We start from the raw sequence: 25,675 nt of genomic DNA, 5'->3' as shown, positions 1-25,675 counted from the left end.
TCCCGCCCCACACCCCGGTCCGCCGCCCCCGCGTCCGCGCTCTCCCCGGGCCCGGGCCTGCCCGGGGGCTTGGCCGCCACGTGTGCGTCGCCACCCCTCCCGGTCACAGCCCGGTCCGCCGCCCCCGCGACCGCGCCCTCCCCGAGCCCGGGCCCGCCCGGGGGCTTGGCCGCCACGTGTGTGTCGGTGTCCTTCCCCTGCGCGGGCCTGTCCGCGCCCTGGTCCGTCCCGCGCGGGTCGCGCTCGCCGGCCGGTGTCGCCGGTACCGCGCGGGTCTGTGGCTCGGGGTCCGCGTCCGTCCCGCTCACGCGTGCGTGCCGTCCCCGCTCGAAGTCCTCGCCCCTGCTCTCGGCCGCGCCCGTGTCGCCTTCCTGGCCGTCGGCCTCGGCCGGGTTGTCCGCCGCGTCCGCGGCCGGCGGCGAGGCGGACGGTCCGCAGTCCCCGCCCGCGCCCTCGGCCCGGTTCCCGGGGGCGGCGGTACCACCCGGGGTGCCGTCCTCCGGCCCGGCACCGGCGGCGCCGTGCACGCCCGGGTTCGGGGACGGCAGCTCCCCGAGCCGATCGCCACGCTCCATTGGTCTCCTGACCTCGGCATCCGTGTGACCGCTGTCCCCGGTGGGCGCCATGCGGTCGGTGTGCTCCCTGTGGTCCTGATCAGTGGCGGCCGTCACCGGTCACCTCTCCTTCTGCAGTACGGACAGCGCGGCGATGAGTTCGGCCTGGGGCCCGGGGTTCACGGCGAGGGCGTCCAGCGGGGCGAGGCGCCGCTCGCGCTCGGCGTGCATGACCCGGTCCACGTAGTCGGCCAGCAGGCGCGCCGCCCGGTCACGCAGCCGCAGCGCGCCATGGGCACCGAGCTTGTCGGCGAGCCCCTCGCCCACGTTGCGCGTCCGGCGCCCGCCCAGCAGCGAGGTGGCGACGACGGCGGCGACGACCTCGGGATCGGGTGCGGACGTGCGCTCCAGCACCCGCACCTCGTCCTCGGCGTACTCCTCCAGCTCCCGCCGCCAGCGCCGTACGGCGAGGCCGATGCGGTGCTCGGCGCTCTCCGGGGAGTGGTCGCGGCCGGCGAGGTCCGGGGCGTCGGCCGCGGGCTCGTGCCGCCAGGCCTCGTCGACCCGCTCGTCGGCGGCGGTGACGGAGCACAGCAGCAGGGCGGCCAGGCTCTCCACCAGCGCGTCGAGGAGTTCCCCGGGAGTGCAGTCCAGGGGGAAGGCCCGCCAGCGCTTGAGCGCGTCCCCGGCGAGTACGGCGCCGGCCTGCAGACGGCCGCGCACGCGCGCGTGCTCGCTGTCGTAGGCGGTCTCCACGGCGGCGGTGAGCCGCAGGGCGGCCGCGTACTGGACGGCGGCGGCGCTGGCCAGCTCGGGCATGCGCGACTTGAGCGAGTCGAGGAGGCCGTAGGCCGTGCGGGCGATCACCTGCTGCCGGGCGGCGGGATCCTGGACGTGGTGCACCAGCCAGGTCCTCAGGGGGGCCACGGCGGTGGCGGGCAGCAGGCCCGCGCCCCACGCCGACTCGGGCAGCTCGGGGACGGTGAAGCGGGGTACGTCGCCGAGCCCGGCCTTGGTGAGCAGGGCTCCGTACTGCCGGGAGACCTCGGAGACCACCTGGTGGGGGACCCGGTCCAGGACGGTGACGAGGGTGGCGTCGTACTCCTTGGCGGTGCGCAGCAGGTGCCAGGGCACGGCGTCGGCGTAGCGGGTCGCCGTCGTGACCATGATCCAGATGTCGGCGGCGCAGATCAGCTCCGCGGCGAGGACCCGGTTGTCGGCGATCAGCGAGTCGATGTCGGGGGCGTCGAGGAGGGCGAGCCCGCGCGGGATGGTCTCGGTGGTCTCGATGCGCAGCACGCGCGCGGGGGGCTCGCGGTCGGGCAGCAGCAGATCCTCGACGGGGTCCTGCTGGTGCGCCCACACGCGCGTGAGCTGGGGGAGCACGCGCATCCCGCTGAACCAGTGATGATCGTCGGGGTGGCAGACGAGGACCGGTGTCCGGGTCGTCGGCCGCAGCACGCCCGCCTCGCTCACGCGCTTGCCGACGAGTGAGTTGACGAGGGTGGACTTGCCCGCGCCGGTGGATCCGCCGACGACGGCGAGCAACGGCGCCTCGGGCTCTCGCAGGCGGGGTACGAGATAGTCGTCGAGCTGCGCGAGGAGTTCGTCGCGGTTGGCACGCGCGCGTGCGGCCCCGGGCAGGGGCAGCGGAAAGCGTGTGGCGGCGACACTGTCGCGCAGAGCGGAGAGTGTGTCGAGCAGCTGAGGCCGTACGTCCAAGGTCACCACATGCGAAGAATGCCCAATTTTAGGGGAATTCTGAAGCATATAGACATGTCTGCGCGCCGAGGGGACAGAACGGACGGAAGGAACCATTGGGACACGGGCGCAGTCGAGGCATAACGAGTGCACAACACCCGGTGCGTCGGAGGCCAAAAGCGATGCACGAATCGCACCTGCCTGCGATTATCAGGACCGCTTCACTGAACCTCCACATCGAGCCACGGAGGGGAAGCGACAGGGTCAGGGAACCGGGAGCTCTATCCTTGTCCCCGGGCAACGTCAGGGATCGGCCCCTTCGGGGCACCCGGCACGAGGCCACCACACCAGGCCCCCGTAGCTCAGTGGATAGAGCAGGCGCCTTCTAAGCGCTTGGCCGCAGGTTCGAGTCCTGCCGGGGGCGCCGGTCTCCGCCCTCCCTCCGGGAGGGCGTTTTCGCCGTTCAGGACATGGCCGGGGCGGCACACGGAGCGAAGGCACGCACACAGAACAGCGCCGGACCCTGCCCCGGTGTTCACGGGGAGGGTCCGGCGCCGTCTGTCCGCCGCCGGAGCCGTACAACTCCGGCGTGCGTCGCGGGCGGTCAGAGCGCCTTGCTGTTGCAGCCCATGTCCGAGCCGAGGTGGCTCTGCTGCGCGCCCGGGTTGCCTTCGCCGTTCAGCAGGTTGCCCGCCAGGCCGTTGACGGCGCCGACGCTGCCGAGCACATCGATGTTCATGTCGTGCGAGCGGCACTCGATGCCCTGCGTGACGTCGAGGTCGTGGCCCGGCTCGCCGTGTGCGAAGGCCGGGTTGACGCCGAAGGTGCCGACGCTGCCGAGAACGGCGCCCACGAGGACGGCCTTGTGAAACGTGCGCATTACTTCTCCGATGGTCTGACGGATGCGATCTGCAGCAGATCGAGAGGGGGCGGCGGAGTGCGGGGAGCGATCAGCCGAGGCGGGGAAGACCCAGCTGGCCGACGGGGGGCGCCGCGACCTGTCCGAGGCCGAGCCCGGGAACCTGCGGCGTGCCGGCCCCTGCGACCAGCGGGTTGACGAGGGGGTTCACCTGGGGGTTCACCTGGGGGTTCACCTGCGGGGCGACCCGCGGCGGGGCCTCCGTCGCACCGAAGGTCTGGGGCACGGCGACCTGCGGGGCGACCCGCGGCATGACCTCCGGCGCGGACTGCGGGCTGACCTGGGGCATGACCTGCGCCGCCGGCGGGGCGACGGGAGCGGCCTGGGGGGCGGCCTGCTGCGGGGCGTACGGCGAGTTGGAGGCCTGCGCGGAGCCACCCGACGTGGCCGTCGCGGAGGCGTAACCGGTCTGCTGCGGCGGGGCGGGCGGCGCGGGCGGGGGAGGCGGAGGCATCACCGGCTGGGCGTACGGCGGCGGAGCGGCGACCTGCGCGACGCCCCGCGAGTTGGCCGACGCCGCGGCCTGCGGACCGCTCGGCGGGGGCGGGGCGTACTGGGGTACCGCGTACTGCGGTGGCGCGTACTGGGGTACCACGTACTGCGGTGGCGCGTACTGGGGCGGTGCGTACTGCGGTGGCGCGTACTGGGGAGCCGCGTACGGGGGTGCGGGGTACTCGGGAGCCGGCGCTGGAGCGGCACCACCGCCGTATCCGACGGGAGTGTCGGCATGGCTGACGCCGGCGCCGATGGCGGACAAGCCGCCGGCCGCCGCTACGACGAGCGCGGCCTTGTGAATCTTGCGCATGGAACCCTCGGCCCTTCAATACCTGAACAGGGAAATCCGTTGTATTCGGTGCGGTCTCGTGTGCGCTCAACCCGATGTTCGTATGGTCGTACTGCGTCGTAACGGGGTAACTCACGGGCGGCACACGGACTTACGCCAGAGCTGGCAGCGAACTCCCTTTACCCCTCCGTGATCCATGATCGCTGCCCTCTCCCAGCTGGCAACGACATTTCCCCCACCCCGGTCACGGGACCCGGAAGTCCGTCACCCGTTTGCCATTGACGGACGGACGCGTCAGATCAGGATTGCAGGGGGGCCGGAACGCGGTACCGAGACGCGCGCACCCCTGGGGCAAATGGGTGACCAGGTCCCGACACCCGTATCCGGCTCCGCAGTTGTGTCGTTCCCCACGGGGACAGAGCGATGGTCCATCGCAGCCGCCCAGGGCAGCGAGAACACTAAACAGCTGCACTGAGACACCAGTATTCCGACACGTTCCGTGCACAGGTCAATGAAGGGCCGAGGGTTCCATGCGCAAGCTTCAGCAAGTCGCGCTCGTCGTCGCAGCAGCCGGGGGTCTGTCCGCCGTCGGCGCCGGCCCCAGCTCCGCCGCGGCTCCCGCCTACAACGGATACAACGGCGCCGCTCCGCCCCCTGTTTCGCAGTTGGACGCCCAGGCCGACTCGGCCACCTCCGCCCAGGCCAGCACGCAGTCGTACGGAGCCCCGCAGACCCCGCAGCGCGGCGCCGAGGTCACCCCGCAGGTCAACCCGACCCTGAGCCCGTCGATCAGCCCGCAGATCAGCCCGCAGGCCACCCCGGGGCAGGGCGACTCCTCGTCCCTGCAGAGCAACCTCTTCCGCCCGTCCCAGGAGTGCAGCCCGCAGTCCCTGCTCAACGCGGCCGTCCCGGTCGCCGTGCTCGCCGCCGCCGACACCCACGGCATCGACTGCGGCCAGTCCAACGTGCAGTCGAACGCCCTCGCCCACGCGACCGCGCACTAGGACCCTTCCGCTTTCGGACCGGCTCGCGCACCAGGTCAACTGGCCCTGGGGACACGGGACAAGCCAGACGTCGACGCCCAGCACGGGCCCTCCGGGGATCCTCCCGGAGGGCCCGTTCGCGTGCGTTGCGGCTTTCGGGTGCTTTTATCCAGAGATCATGAACTCGGCGCGTCGCTGTCCGCTTTGAGACATTTCTGATTAACCTCCCGTAACTGTAAGAAGTCGATCTGTCGCAGATCGCAACTCACTTCACTCCACCGGAGATGACATGCACAAGCTTCGCAAGGCTGCCGTCCTGGTCGCGGCCGTCGGTAGCATCGCCCTCATGAGCGGCACCGCCCACGCCGGCCAGGACGGCTGGGGAGGCGGCAAGGGCGGCGGGGAGCGCAAGGACAGTTTCAGCGTCCTGCAGAGCTCCAACTGCAAGTCGCACGACCTGAACCTGGACGTCCTCGGCGAGGTCGGCATCCTCAACGGCCTCCTGGGCAACGCGCTCAACGGCGAGGGCGACCCGGGTGCCCAGTCGACCCACATCGGCTCGACCATGGGCTGCAACAACAGCGCTTTCTGAGCGCACGGTCGCAGGGCGACTAAAAGCGGGAAATAATACCGGCCCCGAGCCCCAGGCTCGGGGCCGGTTCCTTTTTGTGCGCGCATGGGCATTAAGAGTGACAGGAATTCCGAATTCGGCGCGTCGTCGATTGGCCTTGGTTATTTCGTATTAGCCTCCATAACCGTACGAAGTCGATCTGTCACGGATCGCATCCACTCATCACCCCACCGGAGATGACATGCACAAGCTCCGCAAGGCTGCCGTCCTGGTCGCCGCCCTCGGGAGCATCGGACTCCTGAGCGCCGGCGCCGCCCACGCCGACCAGGGCTGGCGCAAGGGCGGCGACGGCGACCGCTTCAGCGTTCTGCAGAGCACCACCTGCAGGTCGCACGACGGCAACGTCGACGTCCTCGGCGAGGTCGGCATCGCGAACGGCCTGGGCGGCAACCTGCTGAACGGCGAGGGCAACGCGGGAGCCCAGGAGTCGTCCCTCGGCTCGAACATGGGCTGCAACAACGGCGTCGGAAAGTAAGCAGAAAAGTCGGAAAGTAAGCAGGAAAGCAAGTAGGAACATTTCCCCGGTGTTCCGGCCGCAGGCCGGGGCGCCGGGGAATTCCATATCACCAGAAGGCTGCTGCGGCCACGCAAAGCCGAAATGCCGGACCGGGGCGATCCCGGTCCGGCATTTCGCTGCCGGTCGTCAGAACCCGATGTGGGGCTTCTTGAACTTCAGCTTCGGGGTCTGGGGCTTCTTGATCTGAGGCTTCTTGAAGCCCTTGGGCAGCTCCACGTTGTTGGAGCAGTCCACGGTCGGCCCGACGTTCTTGGTTCCGCCGGCCAGCAGGTCGTCGTCGGGAAACACCACACGCGGCCGGTCGCTGACCGAGCAGTCCCGCGACTGCTTGATGGCGCGGGTGCCGCGCTTGTCGAAGTGGGTCTCGCTCTTGCGCATGCAGATGGTGTCGCCCAGAACGGTGTTCCGGCACTCGCTCCTGGGTTCATCGGCGTGCGCGTGCGCGGCGCCGACGCAGATCACGGCGAGACTTCCGACAAGCCCCGAGACGGTCGCGATCTTCTGCCGAGTGAACATGGTTTGCGTTCCTTTGCACTGGAGGCCCGGGTCCGACGCCGTCAACCGGCGTGCACCCGGGCCTTGGAGAAAGTCGAACGTGGGACCCAGCGCCCCGACGCCTTGTCAGGTGCGTCCGGCGACGACACAGCCGCAGCCCGGACGCGCACCCTGAGGTGTCTGCCGCGCGTCCGGGCTGCCTTCGCCATGGGGTATTACTCAGCACACCGGCGAACAGTCCGAGTTGATCCAGGAAAGGGACGTTCAGTTCGTGCGATGTGCATGTCGTGCTCCAAAGGGGCGTCGATGCGCTACGACCGCAGCGCGCTCACACGTGCGCATCGAGACCTTGGGGGTTCCTTACTGCTGCTGCTGGCCGCCCTCGGTCGGGGCGGAGTACTGGCCGTAACCCTCCTCGGGCGCGGAAGCGTCCTTGTGGCCGCCGTCACCCGGCTGGGGAGTGAAGTAACCGCCCCAGGTGGCCACGGCGTTGGCCGACGAGTTGGCCACCGCGTTGATCTGCGGAGGGGTGTCGTCGTAGCCGCCGGCGAAGCTGACGCCGACGCCGAGGGCGGACAGACCCGCAACCGCCGCGGCTACGACTGCGGCGCGCTGAAACTTACGCATGGTTTGACCCTTTCTTACCCGGGCACGAAGCCCTGGCTTGACTACTTAGTGTGAGCATATACACACGGTCGGTAGCAATTTGGGATCTTCTCCACACGTCGTGTCGCATTACGGCGAGAATTCCGCCGAAAGCCGTGCCGGAAGGTTGTGCCGGAAGGTTTCCGCCCGAAGGCTCAGCCCAACAGGTCGGACACCTCGGGCTTGTCACCCTTGTCGGGCGCCGACGCCCTGCAGGTCACCTCGGGCCCGATCCGCATCGTCCCGTTGCCCAGGGCCGCGGGCAGCAACAGGGGCTGCATCGGCATGCAGTTCTCCTGGTGGGGGATGACCCCGTTCTCGGGCAGTTCGCCCTGGATCCGCTGGATGCAGCTGACGTTGCCCTGGAGGTCGCGCGTACAGACGCCCGGACCGGCCGCGGCGTACGCCGGGGTGAGACCGGCGCAGGTCACGGCGAGGCCGCCAACAAGCCCCGAAACAGCCGCGATCTTCTTCCTACTGAGCATGTGATGCGTTTCCTTTGTCGAGTTCAGGCAACCGGCCCGGCGTGCACGGAACCCTTCGGGAGGTGGCCCGAAGGGTTCCGCGGAAGGCGTCGCACGCGATGACGCCGTCGACCTCAGCCAGTGAAAGCGTTGTTGAACTGGCCGCAGGTGGTGTCCAGGGTCTGGGCGAGACCGAGCACGCCGATCGGGAGGTTGCCGTCGGCCACCGTCTGCGGGCTGCACTCCTGGTACGGGCGGTAGAGGTCGTTCACCTCCAGCCCGCCGCTGCCGTGAGCGTAGGCGGTACCGGCGGCGCCGCCGACGGCGGACAGACCGCCGGCCGCCACTGCTGCGATCACGACCTGCTGAAGCTTGCGCATGGAACCCTCGGCTCTTCTTGCTTGTACGTCGAGGCTGATTGCCTACCGTGACTGACTGAACACTAGCAGTAGCGATACTCGGTATTCCACTTTGGCGGATATCCGTGTCCAAAAGGGGACATGAGCGCGAATGCATTCCTGGGGGACGACAACTGCCGCCGCACTTCCGCGCGTTGTCGTCCGGCACGCCAACACGAATGCAGGAAAAGGCAGTTGTATTACGAGAAGGTCGGTTCCGCCGCCCGGATGCGAGCGGGTGCGGGCACGGAGACGACGAGGTCCCGCAGCGCCTCGATGTACCGCCGGATGTTCTTGTACGCGAGGTCGGTGTCGGGATGGCGGCAGGCGAGCCACAGGCCTTCGTGCAGCCGGTTGACCCAGACACACACCTGGTCGCCGTACGACACCCGGATCAGCCCGTACGCCTTCTGCTCACTCCAGCGGGCCGAACCGGGTGCCACGCGGGCGTCGACGTACGAGACGATCGAGTACAGGTCGGGGGAGGTCGGCCGGAAGTCCGCGCCGAGCAGGCGCAGTACGCGGGCCAGCGGAATCCGCGCCAGTGACCGGTTGGCCTGCAGTTCGGCGCGGACCGTGGCGAGCGCGGTGTCGAAGTCCCCCGTGGCGGGCACCTCGATGGGCGCGCCGCCGACGTACCACCCCACGGAGTCCGACCACGCGGATTTCACCCGGGTGTGGAACGGCACGACCGTGCGGTACACCGGTCGCCCCCCGAGCTGGTGCACGATGACGCTGGTCGCGGCCAGGACGCCCACCATGCTGCCGCCGTAGGGCCGGCAGTACGCCTCGAACGCGGCGGCGGCGTCCGCGTCGACGAGCGGCTCGCGCAGCAGTTGCTGGGCGGGCAGTGCGCCACCGGGCCGCAGGCCCAGGTCGACGGGGAAGTCCGGGAGTCTCCCGTCGCACCGGGCGATGAACTCCCGCCAGCGGGCGACGATCGCGTGCGTGTCGTCGATGCCGTCCGCGTTCGTCCGCTCCTGCTCGCAGAAGTCTACGTAACTGCCCACGGCGTGCCCGGCCACGGACCGCCCCGCGAGGCCCGCCGCGTACAACTCGCGGATCTCGTCCGGGATCCGCTGGAGGGAGTAGGCGTCGACGTTGGTGTGGTCGAAGGCCAGGTACACGCTGGTGGAATCGTCGCGCACGACCGCCGCGTAGATGAGGTTCGGCCAGCCGAGCGCGTCCGCCGCGACGTCGAACCGGTCCTGCAGGTACCGGGCCAGGGTGTCCCCGTCGGTGAAGTCGCCGACCACCTCGCGGCACAGTGACACGTCGTCCTCGTCGAGGGTGAACCGGTGCATGTCGTCGCCGGCCCACCGAAAGCCGCTGCGCAGCGTCTCGTGCCGAAGCGTCCAGCCGCGCAACGCCCGCTCCAACGCGCCGAGTTCGGCCCGGCCCGGCAGATCGAACGCCGCCCCGATCCAGGTCGGCACGAACAGTCCGCCCTCGCGCACGGACCGGGCGGTCCTGATGTGCGACTCCTGGATGTACGCCGGCGGCCGCGGATCCGGCGGCAGCGCTGCCGCGGTGGCGACGGTCGCCGGGCTGAACGTCCACTCGACGAGCCGGCCGGGCCGTACTTCGCAGCGCTGAATGTCAGAAATTCGCACGGGGGCGTCTCCTTCGCAGAAGACACAGACTTGATCAAGGGGGAGCCGGGAACGAGTGGCGGGTTGCCGTGTCGCCGGCTTTTCAGCGGGACGTGTGACCCCTCGAACTGCGAAGCGAACGCGCGGGCGGAAACGGGAAGTTGGCGTGGTGGCACCCCCGGGGAGGAGCGCCGGCGTCTCGTGCACCGGCGCTCCCGCTGTGTGGCGTCTGCCGGAATCCGTGTGCCCTCTGCCGGAAGGCGGCCTCACTCGTACCGGTAGATGCTGCTGACGTCCTCCAACTGGTCCGGCGTCACGTCCCACGGCGGCAGTCGCTCGTGGCGGGCCACGATCCGGCCGTGCTGGGCGTCGCGCGCACCGGGCGGCTCGGCCGGGAGGTAGCGGTGCTCGGAGTGCCGCTGCTGCCAGCGGGTCCACTGCAGGTCGACGAAGGAGTGGTGCAGCCAGAAGACGGGGTCGTTGACGGAGGCGCCGCCGACCATCACTCCGCCCACCCAGCGGTGCACCCGGTTGTGGTTGTGCCAGGAGACGCTGCCCCGGCCCTGCCCCCACCCCTCCAGCTTGTTGCGGAACCCCCTGGTGACCGTCGAGTCCCAGGGCGCCGTGTCGTAGACCGGGTCGGCCAGCGCCGACTCCAGGTCACGGGCGGTCGGCAGCTGGATCGGGTTGCGGGCGCGGCCGAGGTCGCGGGTGAGGTACTGCCGGTCGGTCACACCTTCGGTGATCTTCCAGTGGCCCGCCCGGTAGGCGAACGGACCGGTCATCACCTGCCGGTCCGAGCGCCGGCCGTCGCCGCCCATCAGATCGTCGGTCCACGGCAGCGAAGTGGCCGTGCGGTCGCGGGTCCAGTCCCAGTACGGCACCGTCACCGACGCGTCCACCCGGCGCAGCGCCCGCTCCAGTTCCAGTACCAGCTTGCGGTGCCAGGGCAGGAAGGAGGGCGTCATATGGGCGGTGCGCAGCCCGCGTTCACCGTCGGGGGTGTTGTACCTGATGTGCATCCGCACGAACTCGTCGTACTCACCGCGCCGTTTGACCTCCAGGAGGGCTTCCACGAACCGGCGCCGCTCGGTGCGGGTCAGCTTGCTGACGTTCTTACGCGTGTACGCCATGCCCGCCTCCCCCGTGCCCCGGTCCGCCGCCCATCGGTCCCGGTGCCAGGTCGCGCACCTGCTCGTCGGGGCCCAGTTCGTCGACCGCTCCACGGGCCGCGGCGAGCGGGGTCGCGTACGAACGGTAGTGGTCGACCATGCTCAGCCAGCTGCCGTCGGCGCGGCGCATCAGGTGCAGGGGGCGGCCGTCGATCGTGACCGCCCACTGGGCGGCGGCGGCCCGGCCAGTGGTGCGGACCTCGACACCGCGGATGTGACGCCCACGGTAGGTCTCGTCGAAGGCGCCGGCCTGCCGGCCGTCGTCCGGGGTGTGCGGGGGCCGCCCGCAGGCCGCGGCCACCGGGGCGAGCGCCACGCCGACGACCGAGGCGAGCAGCCTGCGCGTCACGTCCCGCCGCGTTCTGCCCCGGGGCCGCGCTCCGCCCGCGACCGGCCTCCCGCGCTGCCCGCCCCCCGGCACTCCGCCGACGCCAAGAACCATCGTTCACTCCTCGTCCGGTTCGGATGTCCGAAGCCGTAACCGACGTACGGCCCGGCCGGTCACCGACGTGCGGCCGGACCGGTGACCCGGGCCCGGGCCGGGCCTGCCGCGGGGTCCCGCCCGGGGGGGGCGGCCACCGGCGCCGACGGGAGTGGTTCAGCCGGTCCGGACGCACGTCGGTGACCGGCCGGTGAAGGCCGCGGTGACGGCCGGCGGGCCCGTGCCGACGCGGATCGGGCGGGGAGACCGTGCGGGCCGCGGCCCACGCCGTCGTACCGGACCTCGGCCCGGGCGGACCGGGACGGCACGGGGACGACCGCCCGGACCTCCCGCGCCGGCGGGACCGTCCGGCCGGACCGGGCGGGACGGCCCGGGGCGGCGCGGCGGAACAGGCGCGTGCCGGCGGCGGCTGAGGTCACCGCGCGACCCTATCGGCACCGGAGGGGACGGCCCGGTGCGCGCTTCACCCGACCGGAGGACGGCGGCCGGCGCTCCACACGATCGAGGGACGTCATGGGACGGCTCCCGCCGGGCAACCATGGGCGCGCCCCTCGACCCTGGTATCGGGGGGCGCGCCCTGCGACGCGCGCCTGGGCCGCCGCTGCGGTACGGCCCAGGCCGGCGCCTCGTCAGGAGACCGGGAGGTCACCTTGGTGACGGTGTCCTCGACGGCCTGGGCGAGGGTGGTGGCCTGATCGATGGCGAACCGGCCGTTGTCGGTCTCGCCGGTGGACCGCCCATGGACGTTCCTTTCACCGGTGCGTCGGATCACTGGTGCGTCGGTTCCTGAACCCACCGTGGGACCACCCGTCGGCTTCGGCAACCGGTCGGGGGCATTCCGGTGAACCAGCCCGTCCGTTCGGGGCACGCCCTCCGCACGCACTCTGTGCACGGGCGGGCAATCGGGTGAATTCTCCGGCAATCCACGCCTCTCGGTATCTTCGGGCCTTCATATCTCGTTCACAGTTCGCAGGTCGTGGCGAGTGTGAGCGTGCGGCATCACGGTCCCCTGCGGCGACCCTGTGGAACCCGGCAATCAGGAAGGCCGGATCAACGGCCGACGCCGGCTTCCCCTTCCCGCCTGAGAGAAAGACAACGAGAGTGCGACAGACCCTGACCAAGGGATTGGTCGTGGCCGCCGCCGCGACAAGCGCCCTGACTCTGTCCGGCACATGGGCGTTCGCGGACTCCGGTCCGCAGGCGACAGGGGCGGACTCACACACGGTGCTGTCGGGCGATACGGCTCCCCAGCAGGTCATCCCCGGTGAGTCAAGTGCCCTGAGGGCAATCGCTCGCGCACAGGCCGCCGTGCGGCAGGCGCACCGGGAGGCGGGGCCCACGGCCCCGGCTTCCGACGACCCGACGACAAAGGCGAGCGACCAGGGCTACGGCTCCGACGACGACGCCAGCTCCACCGCCGGCAGCGCCAGCTCCAGCTACGGCGACGACGAGCCGAGTTACGGGTCCTCCTGCGGCTGCTACGGCGAGGACACGCCCACGCCTCCCCCCACCAAGGCCGTTCCGCCGCCGCCCCGCAAACACACCCCGGCCCCCAAGCCCGTCCCCGTGAAGGCACCGCCCGTAAAGCGGACTCCGCCGCCCCCGGAGCTGGCCAAGACCGGCGCGGAGACCACCTCCGGAGCCATCACCGCCAGCGGTGCGCTGCTGGCCGCCGGGACCGTCCTGTACCGGCGAGGCCGGGCCGCGGCCCGACGCTAGTGCACCGGGTGCCGGACGCCTCGCGCCCGGCACCCGCCGGTTCCCCATCCGGCCGCCGCGCCGCCCGAGCCGGGAGCGCGGCGGCCGGGTGGGACCGCCGGTGAGCCCCGGCTCACGCCCGTCCGTCGAGGGCGTCGAGCAACTCCGCCGACTGCGGTGAGGCGACCTTGCGGGTGAAGAACATCCGGGAGGCTTCGATCGCCGGGAGGTCGGCGAGGGTCCGCGTGCCCTTGAGCAGCCGGTCCAGGTGGTGGAAGTTGGTGAAGTCGGCGGTGCCGCGCCCGGCCCTCGGCCGCAGGACCGGGTCCTCCACCTCCTCGCGCCAGCCGCTGTTCCAGACGAGCGTGTGGAAGAACATCTCGTCGGGCGCGTGCGTCGTACGGAACAGGTTCTCCCAGCGGGGGTCCTCCGCCTTGCCGAGCAGGTCCGCGACGCAGTCGGCGGTCAACGCCGTCCACTGGCTGCCCGCCACCGGCTCGATGTCACCGAACACGGAGGGCCTGCGCCGGGGGGTCAGCTCCGAGATCCCTCTGCGCAGCAGGGCACGGGGGAGATAGGTCGGCCCCGGTCCGGTCGGCACGGCGTCCAGGCACCACCGTTTGAGGACACGGCCGGCGGTGGTCCTGTCGTCGAGCACCGCGGCCGCCCGGCAGTGCTGCCGGAACGGCGCCGAGGCGAGGTGTGCGGCGAACGCGCGCACCGGCCGGGCGGGGTAGCACTGCCCGGACAGCAGGACGATGTGGTCGGACGGCTGCGCGAGCTCCAGTGCCGTGCGGTACAGGGCGAGCGTCGCGCGGACGACCGAGAAACCTCCCCACCGGACGGCGACGCGGTCGCGGACGTACGTGGCGCGCGGCACCCCCGCGAAGTCGGCGGCGCGCGAGCGTGCGTCGACGTGGACGACGACCGGGTACGGCGCCAGCCGCTCGGCCAGCCGCGCGAACAGCTGGGGCTCGGTGTGGGCGAGCACGGCAAATACCGGCATCGTTCTCTCCTCCCTCGGTCCACCGGCTTCTCCCCCACGGTGATCGCGAGGCCATGGGTCGCGGCGCGGGCTCGCTGGCGTGCGGGAGGGATGTCCCCCGAATGGCGCGTCGTCGAAGGCCGCGCCGCCGTCACCGGGTGACGCCGGCGGGAGGGGCCCCGGGGCGGCCTCACACGGCGTGGCCGAACGGCATGGTGAAGCGCAGGGGCTGGAACATCTCGGCGTGGGCGCAGCCGACCCTGCTGCCGTGCAGGACGGCCCGTGCGCGGACCGCCTCGGCGCCCAGTTCGCTGCGGGTGCCGATCTGTGAGGCGTGCGCCGCGAGGAGGGCGGTCTTCCGCTCGATCACCGGGCTGATGTCCACGCTGATGCCCGACGACAGCAGGGGGGACCGGGGGGACTCGTACAGCAGTACGTTGTCCAGGCGCCGAGCGGCGATCCTGAGGGCCTGGTGGGTCCTGACGTGGTCCTGGTGGATGTCCTCGGGCAGATGCGCGTAGACCAGGTCGGGCGCCGCGTTGGCGATCTCCTCCTCGAGGCGGCCCACCAGCTCGCGCAGCGGGCCGAGTTGTCCGTCGGGCCGGTGCAGTATCACCGCCTTGGCGCCCAGGAGCTGTGCGGCGTGGTCCTGTTCGGCGGCGCGCACCACGGCGTCCCCGGCGAGGGCTCCGTCGCTGACGACGACCAGGGTGATCGACGCGCCCTGTGCCGCGTGCCGCAAGAGGGCACCTCCGCAACCGAACTCGATGTCGTCCGGGTGAGCTCCGACCGCCAGCACTCTGTTCCACATAAGCGCCCCTCAGATGCGGCTGATGGTTCCTCAATGTCCTGATAGTACACATATGATCCGCTTCTCACACTTTCCTCACACACGCCCCTCGCACGCCCTCGTCACCGACCACAACCTCGTACCGAATGACATTGTTTTGTGAAGAATGCCTGATATAAGTAGTGGCCGACGAGAGCGACTGGGGGCTTCTGAAGGAGAGCCATGGGGCGGTCCACCAACGCGGTGTCCGGGCGGGCGCCGTTCTCCACGCCGTACACGACTCTTCACCGCGAAGGCACACGGGTTCACGGGTACGGCGCGCTCTCCGTCTGTGTGGATCTCGTCGGGGCGGCGCTGCCCGTACCGGCGGCTGTCCTGCAGGGCCGGGAGCCGCGGGCGCTGCTCCTGGCCGCTGCCGCCGCCGCGTTGTGGCCACTGATCGGCGTGGCCAGCAAGCGCTACGCGTCCGGGGTCGGGGCCGACGCGGTCGATCTGCGGGCCGTCCTGAGGGACTGGCTGATCCTGGTCGGCGCCCTGGCCGTGCTCCGTGTGCTGTGCGGACCGGACAACGGCCCCATCGCTGCCTTCACCGCGCTGCTGCCCGCGCTGGTGCTCACCGCGACCTGCCAGACGGTGATCCGCCGCCGGCTGCGGGCCGCCCGCAGGGACGCCCGCGTGCTGCACCGCGTCCTCGTCATCGGCGAAGGGCCCCTGGTGGACGCCGTGGTCGCCCAGCTCGCCCAGCGCACCGACCACGGATACGTCATCGTCGGCGCCTGCGCGGTGGGCGAGCATCCGGTGTCCTCGGGAGTCGCCGTGTGCGTACGGCTGGCCGGCGAGGCGCCGCAGCCGCCGGAGACGGACGCGGCGGGGGTGCTCGGCGCCGTCGACGAACTGGCGGCCGACCTGGTCTTCGTGGCGGTGAGCCGCCACATGTCGGGCGAGCGGCTGCGCCGGCTGTCCTGGGCGCTGCACGACCGGGGCTGCCCCCTCGTCGTGCTGCCCGGCATCGTCGACGTCGCGCGCCGCCGGCTGCGGGCCACCTCCGCCGCCGGACTGACGATGCTGCACATCGCACCCCCCGCGCGCCGCGGGATCGCGGCCCTGTTCAAGACCGTCGTGGACCGGGTGGGCGCGCTGCTGCTGATCGTCCTCCTCTCCCCCCTGCTGCTCGGCGTGGCACTGGCGGTGCGGCTCGGCTCACCCGGTCCCGCCCTGTACCGGCAGACACGCGTGGGCCGGTGCGACACGCACTTCTCCATGTGGAAGTTCCGCACCATGGTGGTGGGCGCGGACCGGCTCAAGAGCGAGCTGGAGGAGGCGAACGAGAACGACGGGCACATGTTCAAGTTGCGCCGCGACCCGCGGATCACTCCCGTGGGACGTGTCCTGCGCCGCTACTCGCTCGACGAGCTGCCCCAGCTGTTCAACGTTCTGCTCGGCCACATGTCCCTGGTCGGACCGCGCCCTCCGCTGCCCGAGGAGGTCGTCAAGTACAACCCCGTGGAACGGCGCCGGCTCACCGTCAAACCGGGCCTGACGGGGCTGTGGCAGGTGAGCGGACGAGCGGACCTCTCCTGGAACGAGACCGTCGCGCTCGATCTGCGCTACATCGACAACTGGTCCCTGGCCGGGGACGTCAACGTGATGGCCCGCACCGTGCGAGCGGTACTGGACGGCCAGGGCGCCTACTGAAAGGTACAGCGTCATGGCAGCGACATGGTCTCTGCGCGGCTTCACCGGTACCGGATACGACAAGGGGCGGCCCCTGCTCGTCCAGGCCGCCTGGTTCGCCGTCCAGCACCTCGTCTTCGTCAAGTGGTGGTGCCCGGACCGCTGGCGTCCGCCGCTGCTGCGGGCCTTCGGCGCCCGCGTCGGACAGCGGGTGCTGATCCGGCACGGGGTACGGGTGCACTGGCCGTGGAAGCTGGACGTCGGCGACGACGTCTGGATCGGCGAGGGCGCCTGGATCGTCAACCTCGAACCCGTCACCATCGGCAGCGACTGCTGCGTCTCGCAGGACGCGCTGCTGTGCACGGGCGGTCATCTGCGCCGTTCCCCCACGTTCGAGTACGACAACGGTCCCGTCCGGCTGGAGCCGGGCAGCTGGGTCGCCGCGCGGGCGGTCGTCCTGCGCGGCGTCACCGTCGGCCAGGGCGCCGTGGTGGGCGCCGGCGCCGTGGCCCACCGGGACCTGGCGCCGGGCACCGTCCTGACGGCGGGCGGCACACCGGGGACGACCGCGTCCGCACCCATGAAGGAGGTCAGGGCATGAGAGTGGTCCAGGTGGTCACGCTCGTCAGCGACGACGGGACCTTCGGCGGCCCGCCGAGCGTGGCACTCGCCCAGCTCCAGGAGCTGGCCGAACGCGGCCACGACGTACGGCTGGTGTCCTTGTGGCGGGGCGCGACGCCGGCTCCGCCGCGCCTCGGCACCGTCCCCTTCGTCTCCCGCCGGGCGTGGACCGTCGTCCCCGGCCGGGGGTGCCTCGGCCTCATGCACCCCCTGCTGCTGCGGGATCTGTGGCGGGCCATGGAGCGCGCCGGTGCCGTGCACCTCCATGTGGGAAGGGACCTCGTGTCCTTGGCGGCGCTCGCCGTCGCCCGGCTGCGGCGGGTCGACTTCGTCGTCCAGACCCACGGCATGGTCGAACCCCGGACCGGGATCGTCGCGCGCGTCTTCGACAGCGTCTACGTCCCCCTGCTGCGGCGGGCGCGCCGCTGTCTCGTGCTCACGGAGCGGGAACGGCGGGCCCTGTCCGCGGTCCTCGGCACCGGGCACCCGCCGCTGGTGCCGCTGCCCAACGGGTTGCGGCTCTCCCCTCACGCGCGGCACACGCCGCCACGCGACACCCACGAAGTGATCTTCCTGGCCCGGCTGCACCCGCGCAAACGCCCCGAGGCCTTCGTGGAGATGGCGGCCCTGGTCCACAAGGAGATCCCCCAGGCGCGGTTCACGCTCTACGGCGCCGACGAGGGATCCCTGGGGCAGGTGCACCAGCTCGTCGCCGACCGGGGACTGACCGACGTGGTCCGCTACGGCGGCCCGCTGGAACACTCCGCGGCGCTGGAGGCCTACCGCAGGGCTGCCGTGTACGTCCTGCCCAGTGTGAACGAGCCGTTCCCCATGACGGTTCTCGAAGCGCTGGCCGAAGGAACACCCGTGGTGTGCACGAGCAGCTGCGGCATCGCCGAGGAACTGGCGCACCGGCAGGCCGCGATGGTCACCGACGGCACCCCCGAGGCCCTGGCCGAGGCGGTGAGCACCCTCCTCACCGACGCTTCCCTACGCCACCGCCTGACCGACGCCGGCCACCGCGCCATCGAGGAGACGTTCTCCATCCACGCGGTAACGGACCGCCTGGAGGCGATCTACCACGACCAGTCCCGGTAGAGAGGCCACGGCCTGCGGGGGCGACCGGGGCTGCGGGGGGGACGGGGGCTGCAGGTGGGCGACAAGGGGCTGCCGGGGGGGCGACCGGGGCTGCAGGTGGGGGGATCGGGGGCTGCAGGTTGGGGGATCGGGCGGCCGGGGGGACTGGCGGGGGGACGCTGATGGCCGGGGGAACGCCGCTGGCGGGGGCGGAGACGCCGCTGGCGGGGGCGGGGGCGCTCGCCCTCGGGAGTGTTGCTGGCGGGGGCCACAGCCGGGGGTCCGCCGACGCGAGGGGAATCGCACGGGCGGGGGCTGCCGACGCGGAGCGCTCGGCCCAAGCCCACGGCCCGGGGACGCTGCCACGGTGAGGGTGCTGCCTGTGGGGCGGTACTGCCCGCCAGAAGGCTGCCGGCCCAGGGTGCTGCCGGCGGGGGCGCACGACATCCCCCCGCCCCGGGGGCCGGTGTCAGCAGAGGACCCTCTGCGGGGGATCACCCGCGCGCTGCCGCCGTTGTGAGGATCCGCTCGAAGCGGGAGGCGGAGGACTCCAGGGCGAACTCCCGCTCGGCAAGGACACGGCTCTGCTTGCCCAGGGACGCGGCGAGTTCCGGGTCGGACAGGACGTCCCGGACCCACGCGGCGGCGCCCTCCAGCGAGGATTCGTCCGGTGGGAAGACCGCCGAGCCGGCCTGCCGCAGCAGCTGGGCGGCCAGGTTGTCCGCGGGCATCAGGCCGAGCACCGGACGCCCGGCGCACAGGTACGACAACGTCTTCGACGGCACCGAGAACATCCCGGCGTCCCCTTCGAGAAGGACGACGAGCACGTCGCCCGTACCCAGCACCTCGGGCAACCGCCGGTACGGCTGGAAGGGCAGCAGCGTCAGCTCGACCCCGCGGGCGGCGGCGGCCGCCCTGAGGACGGGCACGGCCGGGCCTTCGTTGACGACCACGAGACGCACCCGCTCGCCCCGCCGGCGCAGGCGCTCCGCCAGCTGCACCAACAGCACGGGGTTGTGCTTCAGGCCCAGCGTGCCGGCGTAGAGCAGGGTCTTCTCGCCGCTCAACCGCTGCTCGTCCGACCATGCGTTGACCCTGGCCACGGGTACGATCTCGTCCAGCGGCGCCCAGTTGGGGATCACGGTGACCTTGTCGGCGGTGCCCCACTGCCGGTGCACCCGCACGAAGGAGTCGGCGATCACCACGACGGCCGCGGCCTGCCGCGCCGCCCACTTCTCGCCGGCACCGAACACCTTCGCGGCGATGCCCATCGCGCCGGCGACATCGGCGGCGGCGAAACTCTTGAGCGCGACGGCGGTGATGTCCTGGTGCCACAGCACCCAGGGGATGCGCAGCCGCTTCAGGGCCGCCGCGGTCACCGCGAGGACCGGAATCGGCAGGTTGGACAGCAGCGCCACCTCGGGCCTGGCCCGTGCGACCTGCCGGGCCAGCTCGGCGCCGAGCCGGGTCTCCTGCAGGAGCCGGTGCGCATAGGCCTGTTTCCTCAGCACCGTACGCTCCCCGATGGTGGCGAAGCGCAGGCCGGCGACGTCCGCCCCGAGGTCGCCCTTGCCGCTGAGATAGGCCGCGCAGGTCGAGTGGACCACCGCGTGCCCACGGCGTGCCAGCTCCCGGCTGAGCTGGGCCTGGAAGGGGTGACCGCTGTAGTCGTGAACGAAGATCCTCATCGGCTTGTCGCCTTCCCGCACCGTCGGTTCAGCCGTGCGAGCGCTTCACCTGGTCGTAGATCCAGGCGTAGGTCCGCTCCAGGCCGTTGATCAGGGGGATCGAGGGTTCCCAGCCGTAGATCTCGCGGATCAGGGTGTTGTCGGAGTTGCGGCCGCGCACTCCCTGCGGGGCGTCGAGCCGGTGGCTGCGTTCGCAGCGGATGCCCGCGATCCGCTCGACGAGGTCGACGAGCTGATTGATGGTCACGAGTTCCGAGGAGCCGAGGTTGACCGGTACGCCGCTGCCCCCGTCCATGATCATCCGGGTGCCGTGCAGACAGTCGTCGATGTACATGAAGGAGCGGGTCTGCTGTCCGTCGCCCCAGATCTCGATCCGGTGGTCACCGCTGAGCACGGCCTCCGCCACCTTGCGGCAGACCGCGGCCGGGGCCTTCTCCCGGCCGCCGGCCCATGTGCCGTGCGGCCCGTAGACGTTGTGGTAGCGGGCGACGCGGGTGGTGAACCCGTAGTCCTCCGCGTAGTGCCGGCACATGCGCTCCGAGAAGAGCTTCTCCCAGCCGTAGCCGTCCTCCGGCTGCGCCGGATAGGCGTCCTGCTCCTTGAGCGCGGTGACGTTCGGGTCCGTCTGCTTGCCGGCGGCGTAGACGCAGGCGGAGGAGGAGTAGAAGTAGCGCTCGGCACCGGCCTCGTGTGCGGCCTGCAGCATGTGGGTGCTGGTGAGCACCGACATCATGCACGCGGCCTTGTTGTTCTCGATGAAGCCCATGCCGCCCATGTCCGCGGCCAGCATGTACACGTACCGGGCGCCCTGGACGCCGCTGCGCGCGCCGTCGAGGAGCGAGAGGTCCGCGATGACGTTCTCGGCGTCCTCGTGGACCTGGTACCACGCGCGCAGGGGCTTGATGTCGATGGAACGGACCGTCAGCCCCTGGGCCAGGAGGGCGCCCACGAGGTGCCCGCCGATGAATCCCCCGCCACCGGCAACGACGGCGTCGACCTGCTTGTTCATGGACAACTCCTCTGGTGATGGGGAGACCTGAGGTGGGGCCGACCGTGCCGGCACTGGACTTCCGCCCGCCCAGAGTATTCATTTCTGCCCTATTTGCCCCGCATTGGCGCGCCCTGGGTGATTTACGGCATAACGGCGCTATATATCGGCCAGTGAGGTTTCCGCAGCAGCAGTCGTCGGCCGCAGAAGTCCCGATGCGGGGCGCGGGCGTGCGCAGTGTGCCCGCGCTCTGCGTCTGGACCGTCGTCCTGACCGTCCTGCTGCCGGTGCTGGTCCTGCGGTCGCCCAACGGACCCGTGCCGGCGGCGCTCGTCCTGCAGGCTGTCGTCGTGGCGCACACCGGGGGCGCCCTAGCCCGTGTGCTCACCGCACCCAAGGTCCGGCTCGTCGGTCTCGGCTTCTGGATGTTCTCCTACATCTGGTTCGGGCTGGCTCCCCTGCCGATGCTCACCTCGGACACCTATCCCTGGCCGTACCGGGCCGGCGCGGAAACCTCCCTGCGGGCCGTGGCGATGGTCGAGCTGGGGCTGCTCGCCTACAGCGCCGGAACCGCCCTCGCGGCCCGGCGTGCGCACCTGCACGCCGCCCGGCCCGGCCTGCCGGAACGACTGCTCGCCCGCCGTCTGGCCCCCTGGCGCGTCCTGGTGCTGTGCGGATGCGCCCTGGCCCTCGCGGTGCTGCTGCTGCACGGCCAACCGGGCGGGATCGGCGCCTACTTCACCAGCCGGGAGGCCATCAACGAGACCGGTGCCCTGGACGAGGCACCGGACGCCTTCCTGCAGCCGCTGCGCAGCTGGTCCCTGTCCGTGCCCGCGTTCTGGGGTCTGCTGGGTCTGCTGCGCCTGCCGCGCCTGCCGGACGGCGACCGCCTGCTGCGCGCTCTGCGGTGGTTGCTGCTGCCCCTGCTCGCCGCGGTGAACATCATCGTCAACAACCCCATCAGCAAGCCGAGGTTCTGGGCCGGCACGGTGCTGCTGACGCTGCTGTTCAACGTGTCCCGGCTGTGCCGGCCGCGGGCCACCCGCGCGCTCGCCGTCGCCGTGCTCGCCACGGTGCTCGTCGTCTTCCCCTACAGCGACTACTTCCGCTACGACGACCGGCACGCGGTCTCCGTCGTCTCCCTGTCCGAGCAGTTCACCACCAAGGGCGACTACGACGCCTTCCAGCAGGTGCAGACCGGCCTCGACTACGCGCGCGACAAGGGGATTTCGCCCCGGCGGGCGCTCGGCCCGCTGTTCTTCATGGTGCCGCGCTCGGTGTGGCCGGGCAAACCCGACGACACCGGTATCGCGCTGGCGCAGTACGCGGGTTACGACTTCCTGAACCTGTCGGCGCCCTTGTGGATCGAGAGCTATCTGTGGGCCGGCCCGCCCGCGGTCGCCCTCGTGTTCCTGCTGCTGGGCACGGCAGGACGCCGTATGGACGAGGTGCGCGACCGCCTGCTCGGCCGGCCCGGCACGCTGGCGGGCCTGCTGGTACCCGCCTTCGCCTTCTACCAGTTGATGTTCCTGCGCGGCAGCCTGCTCGGCATCACCGGCCCGATGCTCCTGCTGCTGACCGTCCCGCTGCTGATCTCCACCCCGGGCCGCCGGGCCGTTGGACCCGCCTCACCGGCGCCGCTGTCCGCCCCCACCCCGCACGCCTCACCTTCGCACGCAGGAGGACACCTGTGACCGGCCCCATCCCCTTCGACGACCGTTACGACGAACCGGAACAGCTCCGCGAGCAACTGCGCCTGCTCCTTCGCCACCGCGTCGCGATGGCACTGGGAGTCGCCCTGGGCCTGCTCGGCGGGCTGGCCGCGGCGTGGTACTGCGCCGGCACCTACAGCTCCGCCAGTGACGTCCTCGTCCGTGCCGGCGCCGACCCGTTCGGCTCGGTCAGCGTGCCCGCCGACAACCAGGTCAGCATGGGCACCGAGCAGCAGATCGCCGCCGGCGCCACCGTCGCCGTCCGCGCGGCGCACACCCTGGGCCAGCCGGACAGCCGGGCCACCGCACTGCAGAAGCACCTGCGGGTCACCAACCCGGGCAAGTCCCAGGTGCTCCGCTTCGAGTTCACCGCCAACACCCCCCGGCGCGCGGCACGCGGCGCCAACGCCTTCGCCGAGGCCTATCTCGCCGACCGCGAGAGCCGCGGCCACGCGGCCGTACAGCGGGCCGTCGCCGGAATGAAGCAGCAGATCACGGCGCTGTCCCGGCAGGCGAAGAAGGAAGCGGACGACGACAGCGGCACCTCCCCCGCGAAGAGCGAGATCAACAGCCTGCACAAGCGCGTGTCCGAGATCAGCTCCCGCGACACCGACGGCGGCGACATCGTGCGCAGGGCCGCCGCGCCCGCCAGGCCCTCGGGCCCGGGGGTACGGACCCTGGTCGTCCTCGGCCTGGCCGGCGGTGTCGTCCTGGGCATCATGCTGGCCTGGCTGTGCTCGGCCCTCGACCGCCGCGTCCGGTCGGCCCGCGAGGTGCAGGCCGCCCTGCGCGCACCCGTGCTGGGCGTCCTGCCCCACGAGCGCCGCTCGGGAGGCAATGCGCTGACGGTCGGCCGTACCCGCGGAGCCCGTGCACAGGCCTTCCGCTCGGTGGCCTACCGGCTGGCGCGGACCGGGCTCTCCGGGGGTGGCGGCTGTCTCCTCGTGGTGGCCCCGCGGCGCCGCGACGCCGCCGGGACGGTCGCCGCGAACCTGGCCGCGGCCTTCGCGGAGTGCGGGCGGCAGGCGGTACTCGTGGACGCCGACCCCGACGCGCCCTCTCTCGCGGCGCGCCTGCCGCTGGTGCCGGACGCGGAGCGCGCCGGGCAGGAGACACCACTGCCCGAAGGGGGTGTCCTCGTCGACGCGGGGTCCGCGGGACGGTTCGCCCTGTGCTCCGGCGACGGGACCGGCGTGCCCGCTCGGGCCGGGGGGTCCGGGACGACGGAGCAGGTGGCGTCCGGCGCCGGCTCGCCCGTCACGGTCGTCGCCGCCGGGCCCCTGCTGGAAAACCCGAACGCGCTGGCCGCCGCCGACGGCTTCGGCGGTGTCCTGGTCGTCACCGGACGCGACACCCGGCGGCAGGACCTCAGGCAGGTGAGCGAACTCATCGGCTGCTCCGGCGGACGCCTGCTGGGCGCCGTGGTGGACTCCGGGCGCACGCGGCGAGGCCTCGGCGCCGCTGTGCTCCGGCGCGTCAAGCCCCGCTCCCGTGCCGAGGGCGTCCTGCCGGCCACGCAGCGGGCGGGGCAGCACGACACCCTCACGGTCACCCGGGGATGACCGCGCCCGGGGCGGCCCCTCCCGTCGCCGCCGGGTCCGGCGCCCGCAGCACGGTCGCCGCCGCCGCACGGGGCGGGGTGTGGGGCGCGGTGGGTTCCGGTACGAACGCCGTGTTCGCCTTCCTCCTGGTGGGCCTGATCACCCGGGCGGTCGGAGCCCACGGGGCCGGAGCGATCTTCACCGGTGTCGCCCTGTTCACCATCGCCAGCAACGTCTGCAAGCTCGGCGCCGACACCGGACTCGTCCGCTTCATCCCCGGTGATCTCGTCCTCAACGGCGGCCGCTCGGTGGGCTCGCTGCTGCGGATGGCGGTGCTGCCGGCCCTGGCGGCCTCCACCGCGGCGGCCATGGTGCTGCTGTGGTGTCCCGCGGTGGCGACCACGCTGCTGCCGCACCTGCCGCGTGCCGACGCGCTCGCGTTGATCCGGTTCTTCGGCCTGGTCCTGCCGGCCGCCACCGTCAGCCTGATCCTGCTCGGCGCCACCCAGGGATACAGCACCGTGGTGCCGTTCGTCTCCGTGGAGCAGATCGGCAAGCCCGTGCTGCGGGTGCTGATCGCGGTGCCGGTGGCGTACTGGGCGCCCGGGATGCTGTCCCTGGCGGCGGCGTGGCTGCTGCCCGCACTGGCCGGTCTCGCCGCCGCCTGGCTGGGCCTGCGCCGCTGCCGGGCCCCCCACCCCCCCACCCTCCCCGCGGGGGGAGAGTCCGTTTCCTGGCGGGACTTCTGGACCTTCTCCGCCCCCCGCGCGGTCTCCTCCGTCTTCGACATCAGCGCGGTCTGGGTCGGGGTCCTCCTGCTGTCGGCGCTGGCCACGGACGCCGAGGCGGGGATCTACACCGCGATCGGCCGCGTCGTCACCGCGGGCACCCTCCTCCAGCTCGCCGTCCGGCTGGCCGTGGCGCCCCAGCTCAGCCGGCTCCTCGCGGTCGGCGAGTTCGCCGAGGCGCAGCATCTGCACCGCACCTCCACCTGCTGGATCGTCCTGTTCTCCTGGCCGCTGTTCGTTCTGATCGCGGGGTTTCCCCGCACGGTTCTGACCGTGTTCGGGCCCGAGTTCACCCAGGGAGCGCCCGCCCTGGTCGTGCTGTGTGCCGCCGCCGTCGTCAACGTGGCGGTCGGCAACGCACAGACCGTGCTGCTCATGGCCGGGAAGAGCTCGTGGCATCTGGCCTGCACCGCCGCGGCGTTCGCGGTGCAGCTCACCGTGGGCCTCCTCGCCGTGCCCCGGTGGGGCATCCTCGGCGCGGCCGTCTCCTGGGGTACGGCCGTCGTCGTGGAGAACCTCTCGGCCGCCGTGCTGGTCCGGCTGCGCCTCGGCTTCACGACCGTGGCCGCCGGTTACACCCGGGCCTTCGGCATCGCCGTGGCCGTCTCGGTGGCGCTGGCGGGCGTGCGCACCCTGTCGGGTGACACCCCGTCAGGACTCGCACTCAGCCTGACAGTCGGAATGTCCGTATTTGGTACTTTTTTGTGGCGATACCGTACGCCTCTGGGAGTAAGCGAACTGGTCCAGGTGCTGCGCCGTCGCACCGTATGAGGCATCGCCCCTCAACCTGCCCGCCCCTTTCCTTCGAGGTGTCCC

At 71.7% G+C, this 25,675-nt stretch carries 25 protein-coding genes and 1 tRNA gene; 11 read left to right on the top strand and 15 right to left on the bottom strand.

Annotated elements, in window-relative coordinates:
* Positions 1–674 precede the first annotated feature (674 nt).
* On the bottom strand, positions 675–2,285 hold the full coding sequence (locus ACWC94_RS04080) for a dynamin family protein (RefSeq protein ID WP_450794804.1): 1,611 nt from the start codon (positions 2,283–2,285) through the stop codon (positions 675–677).
* Between the two features lie 321 nt (positions 2,286–2,606).
* Between ACWC94_RS04080 and ACWC94_RS04075 the strand changes: the two genes are divergently transcribed.
* Positions 2,607–2,679 (top strand) — tRNA-Arg (locus ACWC94_RS04075).
* A 180-nt stretch (positions 2,680–2,859) separates the two neighbouring features.
* Here ACWC94_RS04075 and ACWC94_RS04070 read toward each other — a convergent pair.
* Both ACWC94_RS04070 and ACWC94_RS04065 read right to left on the bottom strand, forming a co-directional pair.
* Positions 2,860–3,135 (bottom strand): hypothetical protein, encoded by a 276-nt coding sequence (locus ACWC94_RS04070; protein WP_450794803.1) that lies wholly within the window; start codon positions 3,133–3,135, stop codon positions 2,860–2,862.
* A 70-nt stretch (positions 3,136–3,205) separates the two neighbouring features.
* A complete protein-coding gene (locus ACWC94_RS04065) occupies positions 3,206–3,979 on the bottom strand; it encodes a hypothetical protein (protein WP_450794802.1) in 774 nt (257 codons plus the stop codon).
* A 509-nt stretch (positions 3,980–4,488) separates the two neighbouring features.
* Between ACWC94_RS04065 and ACWC94_RS04060 the strand changes: the two genes are divergently transcribed.
* From ACWC94_RS04060 to ACWC94_RS04050, 3 genes are all read left to right on the top strand, one after another.
* Positions 4,489–4,962 carry a hypothetical protein gene (locus ACWC94_RS04060; protein ID WP_450794801.1) on the top strand — a complete coding sequence of 158 codons (474 nt, stop codon included), beginning with the start codon at positions 4,489–4,491 and terminating at the stop codon, positions 4,960–4,962.
* 268 nt (positions 4,963–5,230) lie between these two features.
* Complete coding sequence (locus tag ACWC94_RS04055) at positions 5,231–5,533, top strand: hypothetical protein (protein WP_450794800.1); 303 nt, start codon at positions 5,231–5,233, stop codon at positions 5,531–5,533.
* A 220-nt stretch (positions 5,534–5,753) separates the two neighbouring features.
* A complete protein-coding gene (locus tag ACWC94_RS04050; RefSeq protein ID WP_450794799.1) occupies positions 5,754–6,047 on the top strand; it encodes a hypothetical protein in 294 nt (97 codons plus the stop codon).
* 168 nt (positions 6,048–6,215) lie between these two features.
* On the opposite strand, the gene ACWC94_RS04045 is transcribed toward ACWC94_RS04050, so the two are convergent.
* From ACWC94_RS04045 to ACWC94_RS04010, 8 genes are all read right to left on the bottom strand, one after another.
* On the bottom strand, positions 6,216–6,605 hold the full coding sequence (locus ACWC94_RS04045) for a hypothetical protein (protein WP_450794798.1): 390 nt from the start codon (positions 6,603–6,605) through the stop codon (positions 6,216–6,218).
* A gap of 339 nt (positions 6,606–6,944) precedes the next feature.
* A complete protein-coding gene (locus ACWC94_RS04040) occupies positions 6,945–7,211 on the bottom strand; it encodes a hypothetical protein (RefSeq protein WP_450794797.1) in 267 nt (88 codons plus the stop codon).
* Positions 7,212–7,384: 173 nt separating this feature from the next.
* Positions 7,385–7,714, bottom strand: coding sequence for a hypothetical protein (locus ACWC94_RS04035; protein WP_450794796.1), 330 nt, complete (start codon positions 7,712–7,714; stop codon positions 7,385–7,387).
* 113 nt (positions 7,715–7,827) lie between these two features.
* Positions 7,828–8,073 carry a hypothetical protein gene (locus ACWC94_RS04030; protein WP_450794795.1) on the bottom strand — a complete coding sequence of 82 codons (246 nt, stop codon included), beginning with the start codon at positions 8,071–8,073 and terminating at the stop codon, positions 7,828–7,830.
* Between the two features lie 218 nt (positions 8,074–8,291).
* Positions 8,292–9,704: a condensation domain-containing protein gene (locus ACWC94_RS04025; protein WP_450794794.1), complete on the bottom strand. Its 1,413-nt coding sequence runs from the start codon at positions 9,702–9,704 to the stop codon at positions 8,292–8,294.
* 245 nt (positions 9,705–9,949) lie between these two features.
* On the bottom strand, positions 9,950–10,816 hold the full coding sequence (locus tag ACWC94_RS04020) for a tyrosinase family protein (protein ID WP_450794793.1): 867 nt from the start codon (positions 10,814–10,816) through the stop codon (positions 9,950–9,952).
* Positions 10,800–11,297, bottom strand: a complete 498-nt coding sequence (locus ACWC94_RS04015; protein ID WP_450794792.1) for a tyrosinase family oxidase copper chaperone — start codon at positions 11,295–11,297, stop codon at positions 10,800–10,802. The genes ACWC94_RS04020 and ACWC94_RS04015 overlap by 17 nt, the downstream gene beginning before the upstream one ends.
* Before the next feature lie 511 nt (positions 11,298–11,808).
* Entirely contained in the window at positions 11,809–12,069 is a 261-nt protein-coding gene (locus ACWC94_RS04010; protein WP_450794791.1) for a hypothetical protein, read from the bottom strand.
* 329 nt (positions 12,070–12,398) lie between these two features.
* On the opposite strand from ACWC94_RS04010, the gene ACWC94_RS04005 reads away from it, so the two are divergent.
* Complete coding sequence (locus ACWC94_RS04005) at positions 12,399–13,016, top strand: LPXTG cell wall anchor domain-containing protein (protein ID WP_450794790.1); 618 nt, start codon at positions 12,399–12,401, stop codon at positions 13,014–13,016.
* Positions 13,017–13,128: 112 nt separating this feature from the next.
* On the opposite strand, the gene ACWC94_RS04000 is transcribed toward ACWC94_RS04005, so the two are convergent.
* Both ACWC94_RS04000 and ACWC94_RS03995 read right to left on the bottom strand, forming a co-directional pair.
* Positions 13,129–14,001 carry a beta-1,6-N-acetylglucosaminyltransferase gene (locus tag ACWC94_RS04000; protein WP_450794789.1) on the bottom strand — a complete coding sequence of 291 codons (873 nt, stop codon included), beginning with the start codon at positions 13,999–14,001 and terminating at the stop codon, positions 13,129–13,131.
* Positions 14,002–14,170: 169 nt separating this feature from the next.
* Complete coding sequence (locus ACWC94_RS03995) at positions 14,171–14,791, bottom strand: PIG-L deacetylase family protein (protein WP_450794788.1); 621 nt, start codon at positions 14,789–14,791, stop codon at positions 14,171–14,173.
* A gap of 201 nt (positions 14,792–14,992) precedes the next feature.
* On the opposite strand from ACWC94_RS03995, the gene ACWC94_RS03990 reads away from it, so the two are divergent.
* From ACWC94_RS03990 to ACWC94_RS03980, 3 genes are read left to right on the top strand one after another with little or no spacing between them, the layout of a single operon-like run.
* Positions 14,993–16,465, top strand: a complete 1,473-nt coding sequence (locus ACWC94_RS03990) for a sugar transferase (protein WP_450794787.1) — start codon at positions 14,993–14,995, stop codon at positions 16,463–16,465.
* 13 nt (positions 16,466–16,478) lie between these two features.
* A complete protein-coding gene (locus tag ACWC94_RS03985; protein ID WP_450794786.1) occupies positions 16,479–17,045 on the top strand; it encodes a putative colanic acid biosynthesis acetyltransferase in 567 nt (188 codons plus the stop codon).
* Positions 17,042–18,163 (top strand): glycosyltransferase, encoded by a 1,122-nt coding sequence (locus tag ACWC94_RS03980; protein ID WP_450794785.1) that lies wholly within the window; start codon positions 17,042–17,044, stop codon positions 18,161–18,163. Before ACWC94_RS03985 ends, ACWC94_RS03980 begins: the two co-directional genes overlap by 4 nt.
* A gap of 473 nt (positions 18,164–18,636) precedes the next feature.
* Here the strand turns inward: ACWC94_RS03980 and ACWC94_RS03975 are convergent, their stop codons facing one another.
* Positions 18,637–19,830 (bottom strand): glycosyltransferase, encoded by a 1,194-nt coding sequence (locus ACWC94_RS03975; protein WP_450794784.1) that lies wholly within the window; start codon positions 19,828–19,830, stop codon positions 18,637–18,639.
* 28 nt (positions 19,831–19,858) lie between these two features.
* On the bottom strand, positions 19,859–20,839 hold the full coding sequence (locus ACWC94_RS03970; protein ID WP_450794783.1) for an NAD-dependent epimerase/dehydratase family protein: 981 nt from the start codon (positions 20,837–20,839) through the stop codon (positions 19,859–19,861).
* Positions 20,840–20,991: 152 nt separating this feature from the next.
* Here ACWC94_RS03970 and ACWC94_RS03965 point away from each other — a divergent pair, with 152 nt between their 5' ends.
* Genes ACWC94_RS03965 through ACWC94_RS03955 form a run of 3 tightly spaced genes read left to right on the top strand, consistent with a single transcriptional unit; the run spans position 20,992 to position 25,630 of the window.
* Positions 20,992–22,512 (top strand): hypothetical protein, encoded by a 1,521-nt coding sequence (locus tag ACWC94_RS03965; RefSeq protein WP_450794782.1) that lies wholly within the window; start codon positions 20,992–20,994, stop codon positions 22,510–22,512.
* Positions 22,509–24,092: a YveK family protein gene (locus ACWC94_RS03960; protein ID WP_450794781.1), complete on the top strand. Its 1,584-nt coding sequence runs from the start codon at positions 22,509–22,511 to the stop codon at positions 24,090–24,092. The genes ACWC94_RS03965 and ACWC94_RS03960 overlap by 4 nt, the downstream gene beginning before the upstream one ends.
* Positions 24,089–25,630, top strand: coding sequence for a lipopolysaccharide biosynthesis protein (locus ACWC94_RS03955; protein ID WP_450794780.1), 1,542 nt, complete (start codon positions 24,089–24,091; stop codon positions 25,628–25,630). Before ACWC94_RS03960 ends, ACWC94_RS03955 begins: the two co-directional genes overlap by 4 nt.
* The last annotated feature ends 45 nt before the right edge of the window (positions 25,631–25,675 follow it).

The sequence above is a fragment of the Streptomyces sp. NPDC001135 genome (assembly GCF_053598395.1).
Note: the sequence above shows the minus strand (reverse complement) of the source record. Positions and strands in the feature narration are given on the sequence as shown.

Excerpts from the sequence above, each read along its gene's own strand:
- ACWC94_RS04070 (WP_450794803.1), bottom strand. The coding sequence starts at position 3,135 with ATGCGCACGTTTCACAAGGCCGTCCTCGTGGGCGCCGTTCTCGGCAGC.
- ACWC94_RS04065 (WP_450794802.1), bottom strand. The coding sequence starts at position 3,979 with ATGCGCAAGATTCACAAGGCCGCGCTCGTCGTAGCGGCGGCCGGCGGC.
- ACWC94_RS04060 (WP_450794801.1), top strand. The coding sequence starts at position 4,489 with ATGCGCAAGCTTCAGCAAGTCGCGCTCGTCGTCGCAGCAGCCGGGGGT.
- ACWC94_RS04055 (WP_450794800.1), top strand. The coding sequence starts at position 5,231 with ATGCACAAGCTTCGCAAGGCTGCCGTCCTGGTCGCGGCCGTCGGTAGC.
- ACWC94_RS04050 (WP_450794799.1), top strand. The coding sequence starts at position 5,754 with ATGCACAAGCTCCGCAAGGCTGCCGTCCTGGTCGCCGCCCTCGGGAGC.
- ACWC94_RS04045 (WP_450794798.1), bottom strand. The coding sequence starts at position 6,605 with ATGTTCACTCGGCAGAAGATCGCGACCGTCTCGGGGCTTGTCGGAAGT.
- ACWC94_RS04040 (WP_450794797.1), bottom strand. The coding sequence starts at position 7,211 with ATGCGTAAGTTTCAGCGCGCCGCAGTCGTAGCCGCGGCGGTTGCGGGT.
- ACWC94_RS04035 (WP_450794796.1), bottom strand. The coding sequence starts at position 7,714 with ATGCTCAGTAGGAAGAAGATCGCGGCTGTTTCGGGGCTTGTTGGCGGC.
- ACWC94_RS04030 (WP_450794795.1), bottom strand. The coding sequence starts at position 8,073 with ATGCGCAAGCTTCAGCAGGTCGTGATCGCAGCAGTGGCGGCCGGCGGT.
- ACWC94_RS04020 (WP_450794793.1), bottom strand. The coding sequence starts at position 10,816 with ATGGCGTACACGCGTAAGAACGTCAGCAAGCTGACCCGCACCGAGCGG.
- ACWC94_RS04015 (WP_450794792.1), bottom strand. The coding sequence starts at position 11,297 with ATGGTTCTTGGCGTCGGCGGAGTGCCGGGGGGCGGGCAGCGCGGGAGG.
- ACWC94_RS04000 (WP_450794789.1), bottom strand. The coding sequence starts at position 14,001 with ATGCCGGTATTTGCCGTGCTCGCCCACACCGAGCCCCAGCTGTTCGCG.
- ACWC94_RS03995 (WP_450794788.1), bottom strand. The coding sequence starts at position 14,791 with ATGTGGAACAGAGTGCTGGCGGTCGGAGCTCACCCGGACGACATCGAG.
- ACWC94_RS03990 (WP_450794787.1), top strand. The coding sequence starts at position 14,993 with ATGGGGCGGTCCACCAACGCGGTGTCCGGGCGGGCGCCGTTCTCCACG.
- ACWC94_RS03985 (WP_450794786.1), top strand. The coding sequence starts at position 16,479 with ATGGCAGCGACATGGTCTCTGCGCGGCTTCACCGGTACCGGATACGAC.
- ACWC94_RS03980 (WP_450794785.1), top strand. The coding sequence starts at position 17,042 with ATGAGAGTGGTCCAGGTGGTCACGCTCGTCAGCGACGACGGGACCTTC.
- ACWC94_RS03975 (WP_450794784.1), bottom strand. The coding sequence starts at position 19,830 with ATGAGGATCTTCGTTCACGACTACAGCGGTCACCCCTTCCAGGCCCAG.
- ACWC94_RS03970 (WP_450794783.1), bottom strand. The coding sequence starts at position 20,839 with ATGAACAAGCAGGTCGACGCCGTCGTTGCCGGTGGCGGGGGATTCATC.
- ACWC94_RS03955 (WP_450794780.1), top strand. The coding sequence starts at position 24,089 with ATGACCGCGCCCGGGGCGGCCCCTCCCGTCGCCGCCGGGTCCGGCGCC.